A 16,701-nucleotide genomic window follows, 5' to 3' on the forward strand; every position below is an offset into this window, starting at 1 on the left:
GTTCGCCTTTTGTTTTTGTCTTCTGAAAGATCGACCATGTTTGAATCCATCCGCAAGCACTCCAAGATCGTGATGATCTTATTGTTCTTGCTGATCATTCCATCGTTTGTGCTGGTGGGCATCGACAGCAACTACTTCTCCGAGAAGAGTCCTGTGGTCGCCCGTGTCGACGGTCACAAGATCAATCAGACGGACTGGGACAATGCGCATCGCACAGAGACTGACCGCATCCGCGCGCAGTCTCCCTCGGTCGATCCCAAGCTTCTCGACTCGCCACAGGCCCGCTACGCCACGCTGGAACGGTTGGTGCGTGACCGCGTTCTGGCCGCCGCGGCCAAAGACATGCACTTGGTAACCAGCGACGCCCGGCTGGCCCGCAGTCTTCAAGAGATTCCAGCAATTGCAGGGCTCAAGCGCGCTGATGGCACCTTGGACGCCGAGGCATACCGCGCTCTCGTGGGGACCCAGGGCCTCACGCCCGAAGGTTTCGAAGCCAACGTGCGCCGCGACCTTTCGGTGAGCCAGGTGCTTGGCGGCGTGATGGGTTCGGTGTTTGGGACGGGCGCACAGGTCAAGCTTGCGCTGGATCCGCTCTACGAGCAGCGTGAAATTCAGGTGGTTCGTTTCAAGTCCACCGACTACGCGGCTAAGGTGACACCGACTGACGCGGACCTGGAGACTTACTACAAGGCCCATCCTGCGCAGTTTCAGCAACGTGAGCAGGCAACGGTGGAGTATGTGGTGCTGGACCTCGCCAGCGTGCGCGCAGGCGTTACGCTCAACGAAGACGACGTGCGTACCTACTACAAGGAAAACCTTGCCCGCATGGCCGACAAGGAAGAGCGCCGCGCCAGCCACATTCTGATCAACGCCCCCAAGGATGCGTCTTCGGCCGACCGCGAGAAGGCCAAGGCCCGCGCGACCGAATTCCTGGCCCAAGTGCGCAAGGCGCCCGCAACGTTTGCGGACGTGGCCAAGAAGAACTCCGACGACAAGGGCTCGGGAGCAGCCGGCGGCGACCTCAATTTCTTCGCACGGGGCGCAATGGTCAAGCCGTTTGAAGAGGCTGCTTTTGCGCTTAAGAAGGGCGAAATCAGCGATGTGGTGGAAAGCGACTTCGGGTATCACATCATCCAGCTGACCGACATCAAGACGCCACGCCAACCTTCGTTTGAAGAACTGCGCCCCAAGATGGAGGCCGAGCTCAAGCAGCAGCAGGCACAGCGCAAGTTTGCAGAGGTGGCCGAGACGTTCACCAACAGCGTCTACGAACAGGCCGACAGCCTCAAGCCCGTGGCCGAAAAGCTCAAGCTCAAGGTGCAAACTGCGTCGGGTATCACCCGCGCTCCAGTGCCCGGCGCGCCCGGCCCGCTGGGCAATGCCAAGTTCCTGGAAGCGCTGTTCTCGTCAGACTCGCTGCAGAACAAGCGCAACACCGAAGCCGTGGAAGTGGGCCCAAGCCAGATGGCGGCCGGCCGTGTGGTGGAGTACACCCCCGCAAAAACCTTGCCGCTGGAAGAAGTGCGCGCCCGCGTGCGCGAGCTTTACCTCGCTCAAAAAACGTCGGAGCTTGCCCGCAAAGAGGGCGAGGCCAAGCTGGCCGCGTGGAAGGCTGCTCCAGCCAGCGCAACCGGCCTGGGCGCTGCTGTCCAGGTCTCGCGCGAACAGACGCAGAACCTGCCGCGTGGCCTGATTGATGCCGCGCTGTATGCGCCGACGGACGCCTTGCCGGCCTGGACCGGCACCGATCTCGGCGCCGAAGGTTACGCAGTGGTCAAGGTCAACCGTGTGGTCCCGCGCCAAGCCCCCGATGCGCAGCGCGCGCAGCAAGAGCGCCAGCAGTATATGCAGTGGTGGGCTTCCGCAGAAGGCCAGGCCTACTACGAAACGCTCAAGAAGCGCTTCAAGGCCGAGATCAAGGCGCCCCGCCCATCATCCACTCCGCAGGTTGCTACAGAAAATTGAACTCAGTGGGCTCGGTATGAAAATATCGAGCTATAATGCAAAGCTACGGTGGCTGTAGCTCAGTTGGTAGAGTCCAGGATTGTGATTCCTGTTGTCGTGGGTTCGAGCCCCATCAGCCACCCCAAGATTAAAAGCGCTGCAACATCTGTTGCAGCGCTTTTTTGTTTTGGGGGTGCGAACGCGGGCAGTCCTGTGCGCACAGCGTATAGCCCTTAGCCCTGTCGTGAGCAGGCCGTCTGAACCTTGTGGCGCGGCAACATGGCATACGGCGCATACTGTGCCATCAACCCTGATGGAGCTTTTAATGAGTCTTGTGATCCGCGATGCGTCGCCCAGTGAAAAACGCGGCAACGCCATGTCGGCAGCCCTTGCGAAGGAGCAACTGCAGTACGCGGTCGACATCGTGCGGGAAGTGGTTCCACAAAGCGCTGGAGACGCGGCCTTGATCGGTGCCGTACTACAGGCCATTGCCATCAACTACGGAGCAGTGCCGCAACCCAACCGGTGAGACTCGCTGGGTTGGTCTCTGGCAGCGCGCGAGATTGAGTGGAGCAAGGCGCTGAGCGCTACAGTCGCCGCTCTTAGTCGCCTCAGGAGATACAAAGCAGCTTCGCGAGCGGGCGAATGTCTTTGGAATTGGGACTTGGCCTGCCCGGAGGGACTCGAACCCCCGACCTATAGCTTAGAAGGCTATTGCTCTATCCAGTTGAGCTACGGGCAGATGGGCTTTCGGCGAGAGAGGCCTACTTGCTGTTGGAGAGCGTATGGGGCGCTCTGCGACTGCGCGATTGCGCAGCCCCGAATGATAACCCGGCGCTGACGCGGGGCGTGGCGATATCCAGTCCAAGCGGCACGGCCGCATCGGGCGCGCGGCCGATGCGGTTATAACGAGGGCATCCCCTGGGCCTGCTGCCCAGCTCAACACGACCCCATGACCCACAGCCTCACGCTCATCCACACGATTGCCGCTGCGCTCGGGCTGGCACTCGCGTTGGGCTTCGTGGCAACGCGGCTTCGGCTGCCTGCGCTGGTCGGCTACCTGCTCGCAGGCGTGGTGATCGGGCCTTTCACGCCCGGGTTTGTGGCGGACGGTGCTATGGCCAGCCAGCTCGCAGAAATCGGCGTGATGCTGCTGATGTTTGGCGTGGGTCTGCATTTCTCGTTTGGCGATCTGCTGGCGGTGCGCAAGATTGCCGTGCCTGGCGCAGTCGTGCAAATGATCGTAGCCACAGCGATGGGCATGGGGCTGGCGACCTGGTGGGGTTGGAGCCTCGGCGGCGCGCTGGTTTTTGGTCTGGCGTTGTCGGTCGCCAGCACCGTGGTGCTGCTGCGGGCTCTGGAAACGCTCGGCATCCTCGACAGCCACACCGGTCGCATTGCGGTGGGCTGGCTGGTGGTGGAAGACCTGGCGATGGTGCTGGTGCTGGTGTTGTTGCCACCATTGGCCGGTTGGCTTGGCGGGGAAGGCGGCTCGGCGGGAGCTGGCGGTGTCGATGGCTTGGCACTGTGGCAGACCTTGGGCTGGACGCTGCTGCAGGTGGGAGGCTTCGTTGTGCTGATGCTGGTCGTTGGCCGCCGGCTGTTTCCCTGGGTGCTGTGGCAGGTGGCGCGCACGGGCTCGCGGGAGTTGTTCACGCTGTGCGTCGTGGCGGCGGCTGTGGGGATTGCGTTTGGGTCCGCTGCGCTTTTTGGCGTCTCGTTTGCGCTGGGTGCGTTCTTTGCGGGCATGGTGATGCGGGAGTCGGAGTTCAGCCACCGCGCCGCGCAGGAGTCTTTGCCGCTGCGCGATGCGTTTGCGGTGCTGTTTTTTGTGTCGGTCGGCATGCTGTTCAACCCCGCCGTGTTGTGGGATCGGCCCGTGCAGGTGCTGGCGGTGGTGGCCATCATCATGCTGGGCAAGACGCTGGCTGCGGCGGCGCTGGTGCTGGCGTTTCGCTACCCACTCAACACCGCGCTGACTGTGTCGGCCAGCCTGGCGCAGATCGGCGAGTTCTCCTTCATCCTCGTGGCCCTTGGCTCGTCACTCGGCCTGCTGCCACCGGAGGGCGCAAGCCTGGTGCTGGCGGGCGCGCTGATATCCATGGCGCTCAACCCAATGCTGTTTCACGCGATTGCGCCGCTGCAAACCTGGTTGCGCGCCCGGTCCGAAATCGCGCGGCGGCTGGAGCAACGGGATGACCCGCTGGCGGAGCTTCCCATGACCACGGACGGGCGCTACCTTGCAAGGCAGGTGGTGCTGGTGGGGTACGGGCGGGTCGGGCGGCGGGTGGCCAATGCGCTGGCGGCCAACGACATCCCCTTTGTGGTCGCAGAGCAAAACCGCGAGCTGGTGGAGTCATTGCGGCAGGCCGGCGTTGCTGCGGTGTTTGGTGATGCGGTGGACCCGGCGGTGCTGATCCAGGCCCACATCGCGCGCGCTGCGATGCTGGTCATTGCGACGCCTGACACCTTGAACGTGCGCCAGATCATCCAGACGGCGCTCACGTTGAACCCCCAGATCGAAACCGTGGTCCGCAGCGCAAGCGGGGACGAGGCCCGGCGCATTGCACAGGAGTGCGGCAGCGCCGTGTTCGTTGCCGATGAGGCGCTCGCCCAGTCCATGGCGCGCCACGTGCTGGAGCGCACTGAGGCGCGGCTTGCGCAACACACCGGCCCGGCGTCTTTGCACGGGCGGGTATGAGGCACGGGCATGGATTTTTGAGGCTTTTTTGGCTTCTAGCGCTTGTTTTATAAGCGTTTATAGCTATCAATTTTATAGCAAATAGTTCAAACGCTTCCGCACTTCATCAAAGAGTGTGCAGGGCTTGCGCGCCGACTCGCGCGCTGTCATTCGTTTGGATGGGCAGCATCCTTCCACTGTTCGCCGGTCCCAGGGGGGCGCAGTCCTGGGCCCGATGCAGGCCGTGCCGCGGGCGGCCACTTCGCCAAAGCATTGTGTCAGCGCTCTAGCATGCGGAGGCCTTGCAGCTGAATCTTGCAAGCCTCATGCGGGTGGGCTCCAGGAGCGGCGTGCCGTGAAGGCGATCAAGCAGGCCCCCAAACCGTCGCACAACCTCAATCAGTTTCTTCAAATACCAGCGCTGGCGGCGCCATGACGCGTGCGGTGTTCCCAAGCGCGTCGATCACATGGTTGGCGAAAAAGCTGTTTTGCGTGTCGGGCTCCAGCGCTGCCACGGCCAGGTTGGCCCGGGGCTGGTTCAGCGGTACGTAGAAGCTGCCAGCGGGCACATCGATAGCGCTGCGCATCGGCGCCACCTGCACGCGCACGATGCCCGTGCCACCCGCAATGGTGCCAATCACGTCCTGCCGGTCGCCCGATTCCCGAGAGGTTTCGCGGTAAACGTCGGCCAGGGCAGAGCCCGGCTCGGCCACACGCATCACCTGAATACCCAGAAGTTTCAAGCGCTCCACAGCGGCGGTCGACTTGGCCGACAGCCAATAGCCGCAAGGCCGTGCGCGGGTCTTGGTGGGGCGCAAAGTCAGCGATGAATTCCATTCGACCTTGATCTGGCGGTCGGCTCCGGTCTCGGGGTCGAGGAAGTCCAGGTCGCGCTGGGTGGGCGTGGCGGCTGCTTCGATCACCACTTGGTCGCGGCAGGCCTGGGCGCTGATGTCGCGCACCACAAAAGAGCGCACCTGCTCCAGGTTGCCGGCGCGCTCTGCGGTGCTGCGCAGGGCGCTGGTGATGGCGGTGATCTGCGAATGCACGCGCCGCTGGATGTGCATGCGCCCGATGCCTACGCCGCGTGTTTCGATCAACAGGCTCACGGTGTTCTTGAGGCCGTTCACATTGCGGCCCGTGTCCGGCTGTGTGCCGCCCATCGAGATGCGTTTGTCGTCGGGGTTGTTGGAGGTGGTGTAGTACCAGTCGCTGGTCAGTCCTTGCGCCTTGAGGGCGGCCACCATGGGCTGGTGGTACCACTCCTGCGAAGCCTTGGTAAGAAACTCCGGGTAGTTGGCGGTGGTGGCGTACTGCAGCAGCGCGTCGTAGCGCTGCACCGCATTGAATTTCTGCAGATAGCGGCCCGCCACCGTGTATTCATGCGCGTCCACCACGAGGATGGGGCGGTAGTCGTTGACGACCTTCGCCAGCGCACGTGCTTCTGGTGTGTTGAGCAGCAGATGGTCGCGGTTCATGTCCACGCCATTGGCCGTCACGCGTGTGCCAGCGGCGGCACCGTCGGGGTTGGCCCGCGGGACAATCACCACGTTGATGCGGTCCAGCAGTGGCTCGAGCAGGCCTTGTGTCAGCTCGCGGCTGATGACCAGCAAGGCTTCGCTGCCCGCGGGCTCGTCGCCGTGCTGCTGGCCGATCAGGACAACAGTGGGGCGGCCGCTGTTGTCCAGTTGGGCGGGCTCGGTGCCTGCAGCGCGCGTGGCAAGCAGTCCCAGGATGGGCTCACCCCGTTGCGACATGCCCAGGTTGAGCAGCTTGGTGCGGGTGGGCCCACGCGGTGCTGGGTCTGCCAGCGAGTGCATCCACTGGCTCAGCTCGGCATTGGTGGTGAAGGCCCGGCGCTCTGCGTTGAGCCCTGGGGTGCCGTAGGCCACGGCAGGGTCCGGGAACCGGGCTGCCACGGCGGCACTGTAGGGCGGTGCCATCGGGCCTTCGTTTTGCACCACGAGCGGTGCCGACGGCGGCAGCGGGCTGGTGATCACGCCCTGGCGGGGAGGCTGCGATACCTGCGGCCCCTGACCCAACGGTGTCGGCACCACAGTGCCTTGCTGTGCACGGGGGGGCAGCGGTGCGGGCGCGTTGGGGCGCGCCGTCGGGTTGGAGGGCCATGGTGGCAGCGGGGTGCTTGAGCAGGCCGCCAGCAACACGGCGGCCAGCAAGGCGGAAACCTTCCATGGCATTTGCGGCAACGGCGGGGAAAGCGGAGAAGGCTCCGAGTCGCGCGGGGCGCGGCGGAAAAAGGAGTGCATGGTCATGGTGGTTCTGCCAGTGGGGCCGCCGCGCGGCTTTGTTACGGCGATGTTACCTGCGCACTCCTGCCCTACCGTGTCAGCGTACATCCCGTTGCAAAGGCCCTGTTGACACGCGCAATCACTCAAAAAATCACCGTACGGGCAGCGGCGCGCCAGCAATCCTGCGTTAACGACGCTGCGGCATTTCCCCGAGAGGTGCAGCGGGGAGTGTGGAAGCAGGGAAGGTGGGGGATGCCGTTGGTGCAGGTGGAGAGTCTGTATGCATCTTCACCCGCAGCAGCGCCCGGACAAACCCGTGGTCCGAGCGCGATCGGTCGCGGCCTTCGTGCAGATGGTCGTTGAAGTAGTCGACTCTGCGCACATCCCCAATGCTGTTGCGGCCGTTGTGCAAGAACTCTTCGGAAACCAGGATCTGGTCCAGCACGCTGGGAGAACCCTGGTGGATATGAGAGTACGCGACGTCCTTCTTGAGCGCTGCATCGCCCTGCAGCTCATATGCATTGAACAGCGCCACATCGCGCGCGCTGCGGTCGTAGGCAATCTCATTGGTGGCGCAGATGAGTTGCGTGGTCACGCTGTCCGGCGTGTCGTTGAAATCGCCCAGCACCACCAACGGCACGCTGGTACGGTGCAGCAGGTCGATCACCAGGCAGCGCAGGGCCATGGCTTCAGCGCCGCGCATCATGAGCGAGCGCAGCGACGCAAGTGCCATTACCTTGGGGTCGTCCCGATCCTCCAGCGCGCCGCCCTGTGCATCTTGCAAAAACTTCGGCCGCTTGGACTTGAGGTGCGCGGTCAGCACGTTGACTACCTGCCCGTGTTTCATGTGCAGCGTAGCGACCAACGGCGGGCGTTCGAACCGCGTGTGCCCGCCCAGGCCCGGGACTTCGACCTGAAATCCGGGTGGAAACTCTGCGAACGATTGCAGGGCATCGACCTTCAGCCGCGTGGCGATCCCTACGCGCGGCGTGCCCTGGGCACCCGCGTGCGCCGCATTGTTTTCAGCGCCGGGCACTGAGACGAAGTCGTAGCGCAACCCGCTGCGGCCCAGGGCACCCTTGAAGGCGGCGTCGTCCCACACTTCCTGCACTGCCAGCACATCGGCATTGAGCATGCGAAAACGATCACCCAGCCAGTTGAGCTTGCGGTCGAATTCGGCCTCGGTATACGTGTCCTGGTTGGCATAGAACATGCGCCCCGGGTTGGCCAAATTCAGCACGTTGCAGGTGGCCACCATCAGCGTGGCCAGGGGAATGGGAGTTTCGTTGGGGCGCATGAGGGGGCGGTGTTGAGATCATGGACCGCACACCCGGCCGCCGGGAAGCCCGGCTCAACCTGCAGGTTGCAGCGCGTGGCCAGACAGTACGTGCAGTCCAGCCGGACGCGACTGTACGGCATGCACCAGTGCCCGCGCCACGTCTACGCCCGGGCGGGCGCGGTAGTCAGCCGGGATCACGGGGTTGAACCAGCGGAAGAGCTTGATCGAGACGGTCTCTGCACGGCGTGGTGCCTGGTGCAGAGCCTGGCGTTCGCCCATGAGAAGCGAAGGGCGCGCAATGACCAATGTCTCAAAGCCCAGCGCTTGCAGATCGCGCTCGACTTCGCCTTTGACACGGTTGTAGAGGATCGGTGAGTGCGCGTTGGCGCCCATGGCGGTCACCACGCCGCAGCGTGTTGCGCCCGCGGCCCGCGCCGCATGCGCTGTGGCCAGCACGGCGTCGTAGTCCACAGCGCGAAAGGCACGCTGGCTGCCTGCAGCGGCCATCGTCGTGCCCAGGGTGATGTAGACATCATTCACAGCGGCCAAGCCACTGGGTAAAAGCGGCTGCGCAGTGAAGTCCACCGCGTGCAGGTGCAGCCGTGGGGCGCTCAGCGCGGGTGCGCGCCGGCCGCGGGCGTGCAGCACATGCACCGCAGCGGGTGCCATGGCTGCGTCGCCGACCAAGGATTGCTCAGCGGTTAAAAGAGCCGCGAGGACCGCCTGGCCCACGAGGCCCGTTGCCCCGGCCACCAGAACCACCCGTACCTCCGCCATAGCCGCCACCTCCACTGTTGCCGCCGTTGCCACCACGATAGCCGCCGCCACCGCGGCGACCGCCGCCCATGCTGTCTACGCTCGTGCGCATCGGATCAGGCTGGCCGCCTGCAGCGCCGCCGGCGTGGCCGGAACTGCGGTGGCCTGGATTGGCGTGTCCCATGTGCGTGCCCAGGTGGGCATTGGCGCGGGGAGGTTGGGAGTCGTCGTAGCGGTTGCCGCCACCGCCGCCTTCGTAGCCGCCACCACCGCCGCCGCCGCCGGAGCGACCGCGTGCAGGTGCCTGGCCGCCGGCGCGTGCGCCGCCGCCGCCCTGGCCACCACCGCCGGCACGGCCGCCACGCGGGCCATTGCCGCCACCACCACCCGCTGCTGCGCCACCGCCAGCGCGGCCGCCACGGCCACCACCATTGCCGCCACCGGCAGGGCGGGGGCCGCGTTCGCCACCACCGCCGCCAGCGCCTTGGCCAGCCTTGTTGGTGCGGATGCGGTCCATCATTTCGCTGCGGGCTGCCTTGGCTGCGGCCTGCATCACGTCACGGCTCGGGGGCTTGCCTGCGCCGCCCCAGATGGTCTGGCGGCCCATGGCAATGGGCTCGGCTTTCTCGCCGGCGTCGGGGCCGAAGCCCTCGATGATCTGAACAGGAATCTGCTGCTTGGTGAAGCGCTCGATGTCCATCATGAAACCTTCTTCGTCCATGCAGACCAGGCTCACGGCTTCGCCACTGTTGCCAGCGCGGCCGGTGCGGCCGATGCGGTGGACGTAGTCTTCCGAAACGTTCGGGATTTCATAGTTCACGACGTGCGGCAGCTCGTCGATGTCGATGCCGCGGGCCGCGATGTCGGTGGCTACCAGGGCGCGGATGTCACCGCTCTTGAAGCCTGCCAGGGCCTGCGTGCGGGCGCTCTGGCTCTTGTTGCCGTGCAGGGCCATGGCGTTCACGCCGTTCTTGGTCAGGAACTCGGCCACATTGTTGGCGCCGAACTTGGTGCGGGTGAACACCAGCACCTGGCTCCAGTTGTGCTGCTGGATGATGTGCAGCAGCACTTGCTTTTTCTTGCCGCGGCCCACGGGGTGGATCACCTGGGTGATGCGCTGCACCGTGGTGTTGCTGGGCGTGACCTGGATGCTCTGGGGGTTCTTGAGCAGGGTGTTGGCCAGGTCGCGGATTTCGTCGCTGAAGGTGGCCGAGAACAGCAGGCTCTGCTTTTCGCGGGGCACCAGGGCCAGCACCTTCTTCACGTCGTGGATGAAGCCCATGTCCAGCATGCGGTCGGCTTCGTCGAGCACGAGCACCTGCACGGTCGACAGGTCCAGGAAGCCCTGTTGCTGCAGATCGAGCAAGCGGCCGGGAGTGGCCACCAGGATGTCGACGCCGCGCTTGATGCGGTCGATCTGCGGGTTCATGCCCACGCCGCCGAAGACGACGGTAGAGTTGATGTCGAGGTATTTGCCGTATTCGCGCACGGACTCTTCCACCTGGGCGGCGAGCTCGCGGGTGGGCGTCAGCACCAGGGCACGGATGCCCTTTCCGCCGAACTTGTTCTTGGGCGCAGCGCTTTGCGAAAGGCGGTGCAGCAGGGGCAGGGTGAACGCGGCGGTCTTGCCGGTGCCAGTCTGCGCGCCGGCCAGCAGGTCGTGGCCTGCAAGAACGGCGGGGATGGCCTGGGCCTGAATGGGCGTGGGGGTTTCGTAGCCCGTTTCGTGCACGGCCTTCAGGATGGCAGGAGCCAGGTTCAGTTCGTCAAATGTCATGTCGTTGAATGCGCCCATCCGGGGCGCTGGGTATCGGCCTGTCGTACAACCGGGGGGTTGCCGAGCCAGTCTCAAGCCGACGAGGTTCAAGGGTGGGAGCCTGGAAGCTGATGCTTCCTTCGTCCCCAGCAGTGTGCTGATGTGGCAGGCAACTGGAGCCCGCTACGGTGGGTATTGTCGCATGGCCCGATAATCTCGGTTTGCACGCAGAATTTCTGCTCACTTTTGCAGGTTTGACACTCAATGGCCCAATACGTTTTTTCCATGAATCGCGTCGGCAAGATCGTGCCCCCTAAGCGGCAGATTTTGAAAGACATCTCCCTGAGCTTCTTCCCGGGTGCCAAGATTGGCGTGTTGGGGACCAACGGTTCGGGCAAGTCCACCCTCCTGAAGATCATGGCCGGCCTCGACAAGGAAATCGAAGGCGAAGCCATCCCCATGGCCGGCCTAAATATCGGCTACCTCCCCCAGGAACCCCAGCTCGACCCCACGCAAACCGTGCGGGAGAGTGTGGAAGCGGGCATGGGCAAGCTATTTGCCGCCAAGGCTCGCCTGGAAGAGGTCTACACCGCCTACGGCGCCGAAGACGCCGACTTTGACGCGCTGGCCGCCGAACAGGCCGAGCTGGAAGCCATCATTGCCACCGCCGGTACCGACTCGGAACACCAGCTTGAAATTGCCGCCGACGCACTGCGCCTGCCCCCGTGGGACGCCAACATCGGCGTGCTCTCGGGCGGTGAAAAGCGCCGCGTGGCCCTGTGCCGACTGCTGCTGTCCAAGCCCGACATGCTGCTGCTCGACGAGCCAACCAACCACTTGGATGCCGAATCGGTGGACTGGCTGGAGCAGTTCCTGCAGCGCTACTCGGGCACCGTGGTGGCCATCACCCACGATCGCTACTTCCTGGACAACGCCGCCGAGTGGATTCTGGAGCTGGATCGTGGCTCCGGCATCCCGTACAAGGGCAACTACTCCGACTGGCTGACCCAAAAGGGTGCCCGTCTGGAAGCTGAACAAAAGGGTGAAGAAGCCCGCGCCAAGGCGCTGAAGAAGGAACTGGAATGGTCGCGCCAGAACCCCAAGGCTCGCCAAGCCAAGAGCAAGGCCCGCCTGGCCCGGTTTGAAGAACTGAGCGACTTCGAATACCAAAAGCGCAACGAAACCAACGAAATCTTCATCCCTGTGGCGGACCGTCTGGGCAGCCAGGTGATCGAGTTCAAGGGCGTGACCAAATCGTTTGGCGACCGGGTGCTGATCGACAACCTCAGCTTCAACATTCCCGCGGGCGCCATCGTCGGCATCATCGGCCCCAACGGCGCGGGCAAGTCCACGCTGTTCAAGCTGATCGCTGGCAAGGAAAAGCCGGATTCGGGCGAGGTCGTCATTGGCTCCACCGTCAAGATGGCGTTTGTCGACCAGCACCGTGACGACCTGGCCAACGACAAGACGGTGTGGGAAGACGTGTCCGGCGGACTGGACATCCTCAACGTCGGCAAGTTCCAGATGGCCAGCCGCGCCTACTGCGGGCGGTTCAACTTCAATGGCGGTGACCAGCAAAAGAAGGTGGGCATGCTCTCCGGCGGCGAACGCGGGCGCCTGCATCTGGCCAAGACCCTGATCGCGGGCGGAAATGTGCTCATGCTCGATGAGCCCTCCAATGACTTGGACGTCGAAACTTTGCGTGCCCTGGAAGACGCGCTGCTGGAGTTTGCCGGGACGATGTTGGTAATCAGCCACGATCGCTGGTTTCTCGACCGTATCGCCACGCACATCCTCGCAGCCGAAGGCGACAGCCAATGGACCTTCTTTGACGGCAATTACCAAGAGTACGAAGCGGACAAGAAGAAGCGGCTGGGTGAAGAGGGTGCCAAACCCAAGCGCATGCGCTACAAAGCTCTGAAATAAGCCGTCCGTAGGTGGTTTGAAGGCCTGAATTAACGCCTCAGGTCAAGTACGATTGCATCTGGAAACCTCTCGTCCGCCCCTCCCCACCATGACCCAGCCTGCTTCTCCGTCGAGAACTGTTTTCCGTGCCTGCGTTGTCAACGCCGTGCGCGGGGGCGAGGCGTTGATGCAGCAGTTGATCAAGGTCACCCAGGGGGCATTAACGGGGGAGGAAACGGCTGTTCGTAATATTCAGCAGCGCAATCTGGTCAGTGACAGCCTGCGCTTGCTGAACCAGCACGAGGCCGCGATGGTCAAGGGCTACCCGATGGCCCTCCTGGAAATCTTTGCCGAAGGCCCGTCCATCGGCAAGGGCCGCAGTTCCGCTGAAGATACCGGGATGGACTTCGGCGAGCTCTCGCTCATGGATGAGAACGAGATGCAGGCCCAGGTGGAGCTGTCCAAGGCCCAGCAGTCTGCGCTGCACGCCACGGACGCGGTGCTGGCAGAACTCAATACGCTGGTGAGCTCCGCACAAGGCCTGCGCAGCGTCCAGCCCGAACGCAACCCCCTGCGTCCTGAAAGCTACATCCGCGCCCTTCAGCAGGTGGTGGGTGACACAGGCGTTTCTGCCGAAGTCCGCCAGCTTTGGATGCAGCACATGCGCGACCTGCTGGGCAAGCTCCTGGTGGACGAATACAAAAAAACCGCTGCCAGCCTGCGCGAACACGGGGTGCAACCCGTGGGTTACGCCGTGCTGGGGACCCCTTCCGGCAATTCAGGCCGGGGCGGTGGGTACGGAGCCGGCAGCGCGAACACCGGTATGGGCACGGGTTACGGCGGCGGGTATTCCGGTTACGGCAACTCCATGGCAACGCCCGTGGGGGACTACGGCAACACGGGCTATGGCCGGGGCAACGGCCCCTCGACCGGGTGGAGCGGCGACTCCATGCAATCGCAGATGGGGCCTGGGGCAGCGGCTGAAGAGGCGCTGCTGACGGTGGGCATCCTGCGCCAGATGTTGGCGGGCGGGGACCCGTTTGACCCTCGGGCCTATGGGGCCATGCCTTCGCAGCCGGTCGCACTGCAGCCTGTCTGGGTGGCTCCGGCCGGTGTGGGCGTGCCCGTGCAGGCGGTGGCGCACGGTGGCTATATGCCTGCCGGGGCCGCAGCCGAGGCGATTGAAGACATGGCTCAGCTCGAGCGCCTGGTGGGGCGGCTTGCTGGCGGCAGTCAGTCAGCCTCGCTGCCTGCGCCTTTGTCGGGCTGGCGTGGGCCGGGTGTCGCGCCGGTGGTATATGCGGCCATGCCGATGGAGGCCGCCACGCAGTCGCCGGCCGTGGCCATCGAGGTGGTCAGCCGCATGATGGAGAACATTTCGCAGGACACCCGCCTGCTGCGGCCGGTACAGCAGGCCGTGAAGAGCCTGGAGCCAGCGCTCAAGCAACTGGTGCAGCACGACGGGCGGTTCTTTACCGACGGGTCTCACCCTGCGCGCCGCCTGCTCGACGAGCTCACGCAGCGCAGCCTGGCCTTCACGGCAGAGTCGACGCCAGGCTTCAGCCGCTTCATGCGCCTGCTGCAGGGCGCGGTCGACCATCTGACCGCCAACGAAATCAAAGACGCCGGACCGTTCGACACGGTGCTCAAGGCGCTGCATTCCGCATGGGATGCGCAGGAGCAGAAGATCAGGGCCCATCAGGAGGCCCAGCAAAAAGCCCTGCTGCACGCCGAGCAGCGCGAAATGCTGGCTGAGAAGATCGCGGCCGATATCCGCAAGTTGCCCGATCTGGAGAATGTGCCGGCTGACGTGCTCGACTTCGCCGCGGGCCCCTGGGCCGACGTGATCGCGCTGGCGCAGGTGCTCAAGGCGGAGGACAACACCGACGAAGACCCGGGCGGCTACTTAGCGCTGGTGCCCGTGCTGCTCTGGAGTTCCCAGCCCGACCTCACGCGCAAAGAGCCCGACCGCCTGAACGAGGCGATTCCCAGCCTGCTGGCCAAGCTGCGCAAGGGGCTCAAGACCATCAACCATCCGGCGGTGCAGACCAGTGCGTTTTTGCAGCGGCTGGTGGGCTTGCACCAATCGGCCTTTGAAAAGCCCGCACCGGCCCCTGTGGCGCCGGCTCCCGAACCTGAAGCCGTGCAGGAGCCCTCAGCCGAAGCACAACCGTCTGCCTTGCAAGCCGCTGAGGCGCCCTCCGCCGCCAATGCGGCGGAAGACAGCGCTCAAGCACCGGTGGAGGCCGCTCCTGACCCGTATGCCGATTTTGTGATCGGCGCCTGGGTTGAGCTCATCACCAACGGGCGTTTGGTGCGTACCCAGCTCACCTGGGCCAGCCCGCACGGCACGTTGTTCCTGTTCACCGCCCCCGACGCAAGCACCCAGTCCATGACACGGCGCATGCGTGACAAGCTGGCTGCCGAGGGTTCGCTCCGCGTGGTACCCAGCGAGCCGACCACCGCACGGGCGCTGGACGCCGTGGCTGCCGGGTCGCCCCGCAAATCCGCTGGCGGCCCGCCCTCAGGGTCTGGATCGAGCTCCCGGTCGTCTACTAAGACACGCTGAATCCGCTGCTGGGCTGTCGCCGGCTGCATTCAGCGCGCTTCCTGGCCCAGCCTGTCCGGGTTCCTGAGTAAGGGCATCACCGTGCGGCGATACCCCCATGCCCTACCCGCTCCTCGCCGAGACTCACCTCAAGCCCGCAGCAGCTTCTTGCGCACCAGGTGAATATGGTTGCGCAGCGCGTACAGCTCGTCCGCATACGACAGTGGCACGCTCACCTTTTCAGCCTGCGCTTCGAGCGCGTTCAGGGCCTTGAGCAACTCGGCCGAATCTGCCTTGCCCGCCTCCATGTCGTTCTCGATCTCGCGCAGGCGGCCGTACCAGCGAAACACGCGCGAGCGCACCCTGAACTGGTACAGCGGCGGCACGATGCGCGACAGCGGCAGCATGATGGCCAGCAAAATGCCCAGCACCAGCCACATGCGCTCAATCAGGTTTGCCATCCAGAAGGGCAGGTAGCGCTGCAGCACCGGCACCGGCTCGTTCATCGCCCGGTCGCCTTCCTTGGCAATCGGCAGTTCGCTGTTGCGGGAGTTTGGAAACTCCCGCGCTCGGTTGAACCAGCCCGAACCGCCGTGCAGCTTCTGCGCGTTTTGCGCAAACAGTGTGAGCAGCGCCGGGTGCGTCGCGTCGCGCGCCAGCAGTGAGGTGGTGGATGCCACCAGCCGCACGTCCCGTGCCGGCACGTTCGACGCCAAGTCCACCACCCCGCGCGGCAGCGTGACCGGTGTCAAAAACGGAAAGCGCCGTGCATAAGCCTCGTGCTGGGCAAAGTCGAGCAACTGCACGCCCGGCGTTTGCAGCAGCATCTGCACCATCAGCGATTCAGGAGCCGATGCGAACACCAGCGCATCAAGCTTGCCTGCCAGAAACGCCACAGTCGCTGGCGTCTGCTCCAGCCGCGACATCTGCACGGAAGCGGGCTCCACCTTGTTGGCCTCCAGCAGCCGCTCCATCAGCTTGGGCACGCCACTCCCGTCCGAGCCTACGTTCACGCGCCAGCCGCGCAGCTGGCGCAGGCTGTCGAGCTTGGGCGTTTTGTAGGCTCGCTCGGCAGAGTCGGCCCTGTAGAACAACCATACAGGCTCGACAAACAGGCTGCCCAGCGAGACAAGGGCATCTGCATCCTCGGGCTGCAAGTCGGCGGTGCCGCCTTGCACAAACGCGACGTCGGCCTTACCTTGGCGCAGCAATTGCAGGTTGTGCGAAGACCCATCGCTGGGCAGCAGCACCACCTCGATGCCGTCGACCGCCAGGGCTTTCTGGTAGCGCTTGCCGAACTCTTCGTACGCACTTTGAGCGGGGCCCGTGGCCAGGGTCACGGTCTTGGGTGGATTCGGGTTGAGCCACCAGTACGCCAGCATCAGCAGTCCGACCGCCAGAAACGCCAAGGGGCCGGCTGACACGATCAGGTCGCGCAGCGAAAGCAGGGTGTTGCGGAAAGCCTGGGACATGAATGGATCGTGAAGGGATATTTGCGAGGCGCAAAGTGCGCGCGGGTCAGCGCGGCCGCGGTCGGGAAGGTGTTGGGGCACGGCTGCTGGGGTGACACCAGCGACCAGGCTG

10 protein-coding genes and 2 tRNA genes are annotated in these 16,701 nt (G+C 64.4%); 6 read left to right on the forward strand and 6 right to left on the reverse strand.

Annotation, left to right across the window (positions count from 1 at the left end; translation table 11 throughout):
• The first annotated feature begins 36 nt into the window (after positions 1-36).
• From ACSQ3Q_RS09460 to ACSQ3Q_RS09470, 3 genes are all read left to right on the forward strand, one after another.
• Entirely contained in the window at positions 37-1,965 is a 1,929-nt protein-coding gene (locus tag ACSQ3Q_RS09460; RefSeq protein ID WP_436134135.1) for a SurA N-terminal domain-containing protein, read from the forward strand.
• 48 nt (positions 1,966-2,013) lie between these two features.
• A tRNA-His gene (locus ACSQ3Q_RS09465) sits at positions 2,014-2,089 on the forward strand.
• 180 nt (positions 2,090-2,269) lie between these two features.
• Positions 2,270-2,473 (forward strand): hypothetical protein, encoded by a 204-nt coding sequence (locus ACSQ3Q_RS09470; protein ID WP_436134136.1) that lies wholly within the window; start codon positions 2,270-2,272, stop codon positions 2,471-2,473.
• A 136-nt stretch (positions 2,474-2,609) separates the two neighbouring features.
• On the opposite strand, the gene ACSQ3Q_RS09475 is transcribed toward ACSQ3Q_RS09470, so the two are convergent.
• Positions 2,610-2,686: transfer RNA gene (locus ACSQ3Q_RS09475), tRNA-Arg, on the reverse strand.
• A gap of 210 nt (positions 2,687-2,896) precedes the next feature.
• On the opposite strand from ACSQ3Q_RS09475, the gene ACSQ3Q_RS09480 reads away from it, so the two are divergent.
• Complete coding sequence (locus tag ACSQ3Q_RS09480; protein ID WP_436134137.1) at positions 2,897-4,645, forward strand: cation:proton antiporter; 1,749 nt, start codon at positions 2,897-2,899, stop codon at positions 4,643-4,645.
• A 374-nt stretch (positions 4,646-5,019) separates the two neighbouring features.
• On the opposite strand, the gene ACSQ3Q_RS09485 is transcribed toward ACSQ3Q_RS09480, so the two are convergent.
• The 4 genes from ACSQ3Q_RS09485 to ACSQ3Q_RS09500 form a co-directional block, all read right to left on the reverse strand.
• Positions 5,020-6,897 carry a M14 family zinc carboxypeptidase gene (locus tag ACSQ3Q_RS09485; RefSeq protein WP_436134138.1) on the reverse strand — a complete coding sequence of 626 codons (1,878 nt, stop codon included), beginning with the start codon at positions 6,895-6,897 and terminating at the stop codon, positions 5,020-5,022.
• Positions 6,898-7,060: 163 nt separating this feature from the next.
• The gene (locus tag ACSQ3Q_RS09490) at positions 7,061-8,170 is read right to left on the reverse strand and encodes an endonuclease/exonuclease/phosphatase family protein (RefSeq protein WP_436134139.1); all 1,110 of its coding nucleotides are present in this window, start codon (positions 8,168-8,170) and stop codon (positions 7,061-7,063) included.
• A 54-nt stretch (positions 8,171-8,224) separates the two neighbouring features.
• The gene (locus tag ACSQ3Q_RS09495) at positions 8,225-8,839 is read right to left on the reverse strand and encodes a nucleoside-diphosphate sugar epimerase (RefSeq protein ID WP_436134140.1); all 615 of its coding nucleotides are present in this window, start codon (positions 8,837-8,839) and stop codon (positions 8,225-8,227) included.
• Positions 8,840-8,846: 7 nt separating this feature from the next.
• A complete protein-coding gene (locus tag ACSQ3Q_RS09500; RefSeq protein WP_436134141.1) occupies positions 8,847-10,685 on the reverse strand; it encodes a DEAD/DEAH box helicase in 1,839 nt (612 codons plus the stop codon).
• Positions 10,686-10,928: 243 nt separating this feature from the next.
• On the opposite strand from ACSQ3Q_RS09500, the gene ettA reads away from it, so the two are divergent.
• Positions 10,929-12,590: an energy-dependent translational throttle protein EttA gene (gene ettA / locus ACSQ3Q_RS09505; protein ID WP_436134142.1), complete on the forward strand. Its 1,662-nt coding sequence runs from the start codon at positions 10,929-10,931 to the stop codon at positions 12,588-12,590.
• A gap of 88 nt (positions 12,591-12,678) precedes the next feature.
• The gene (locus ACSQ3Q_RS09510; protein ID WP_436134143.1) at positions 12,679-15,138 is read left to right on the forward strand and encodes a DUF1631 family protein; all 2,460 of its coding nucleotides are present in this window, start codon (positions 12,679-12,681) and stop codon (positions 15,136-15,138) included.
• Between the two features lie 128 nt (positions 15,139-15,266).
• Here ACSQ3Q_RS09510 and ACSQ3Q_RS09515 read toward each other — a convergent pair whose 3' ends face one another.
• On the reverse strand, positions 15,267-16,589 hold the full coding sequence (locus ACSQ3Q_RS09515; RefSeq protein ID WP_436134144.1) for a TAXI family TRAP transporter solute-binding subunit: 1,323 nt from the start codon (positions 16,587-16,589) through the stop codon (positions 15,267-15,269).
• Between the last annotated feature and the right edge of the window lie 112 nt (positions 16,590-16,701).

The organism is Acidovorax sp. LjRoot129, from assembly GCF_964253765.1.
Lineage (GTDB): Bacteria > Pseudomonadota > Gammaproteobacteria > Burkholderiales > Burkholderiaceae_C > Acidovorax.

Coding starts and splice junctions, on each gene's coding strand:
- ACSQ3Q_RS09460 (WP_436134135.1), top strand. CDS start 37: ATGTTTGAATCCATCCGCAAGCACTCCAAGATCGTGATGATCTTATTG.
- ACSQ3Q_RS09470 (WP_436134136.1), top strand. CDS start 2,270: ATGAGTCTTGTGATCCGCGATGCGTCGCCCAGTGAAAAACGCGGCAAC.
- ACSQ3Q_RS09480 (WP_436134137.1), top strand. CDS start 2,897: ATGACCCACAGCCTCACGCTCATCCACACGATTGCCGCTGCGCTCGGG.
- ACSQ3Q_RS09485 (WP_436134138.1), bottom strand. CDS start 6,897: ATGACCATGCACTCCTTTTTCCGCCGCGCCCCGCGCGACTCGGAGCCT.
- ACSQ3Q_RS09490 (WP_436134139.1), bottom strand. CDS start 8,170: ATGCGCCCCAACGAAACTCCCATTCCCCTGGCCACGCTGATGGTGGCC.
- ACSQ3Q_RS09500 (WP_436134141.1), bottom strand. CDS start 10,685: ATGACATTTGACGAACTGAACCTGGCTCCTGCCATCCTGAAGGCCGTG.
- ettA (WP_436134142.1), top strand. CDS start 10,929: ATGGCCCAATACGTTTTTTCCATGAATCGCGTCGGCAAGATCGTGCCC.
- ACSQ3Q_RS09510 (WP_436134143.1), top strand. CDS start 12,679: ATGACCCAGCCTGCTTCTCCGTCGAGAACTGTTTTCCGTGCCTGCGTT.
- ACSQ3Q_RS09515 (WP_436134144.1), bottom strand. CDS start 16,589: ATGTCCCAGGCTTTCCGCAACACCCTGCTTTCGCTGCGCGACCTGATC.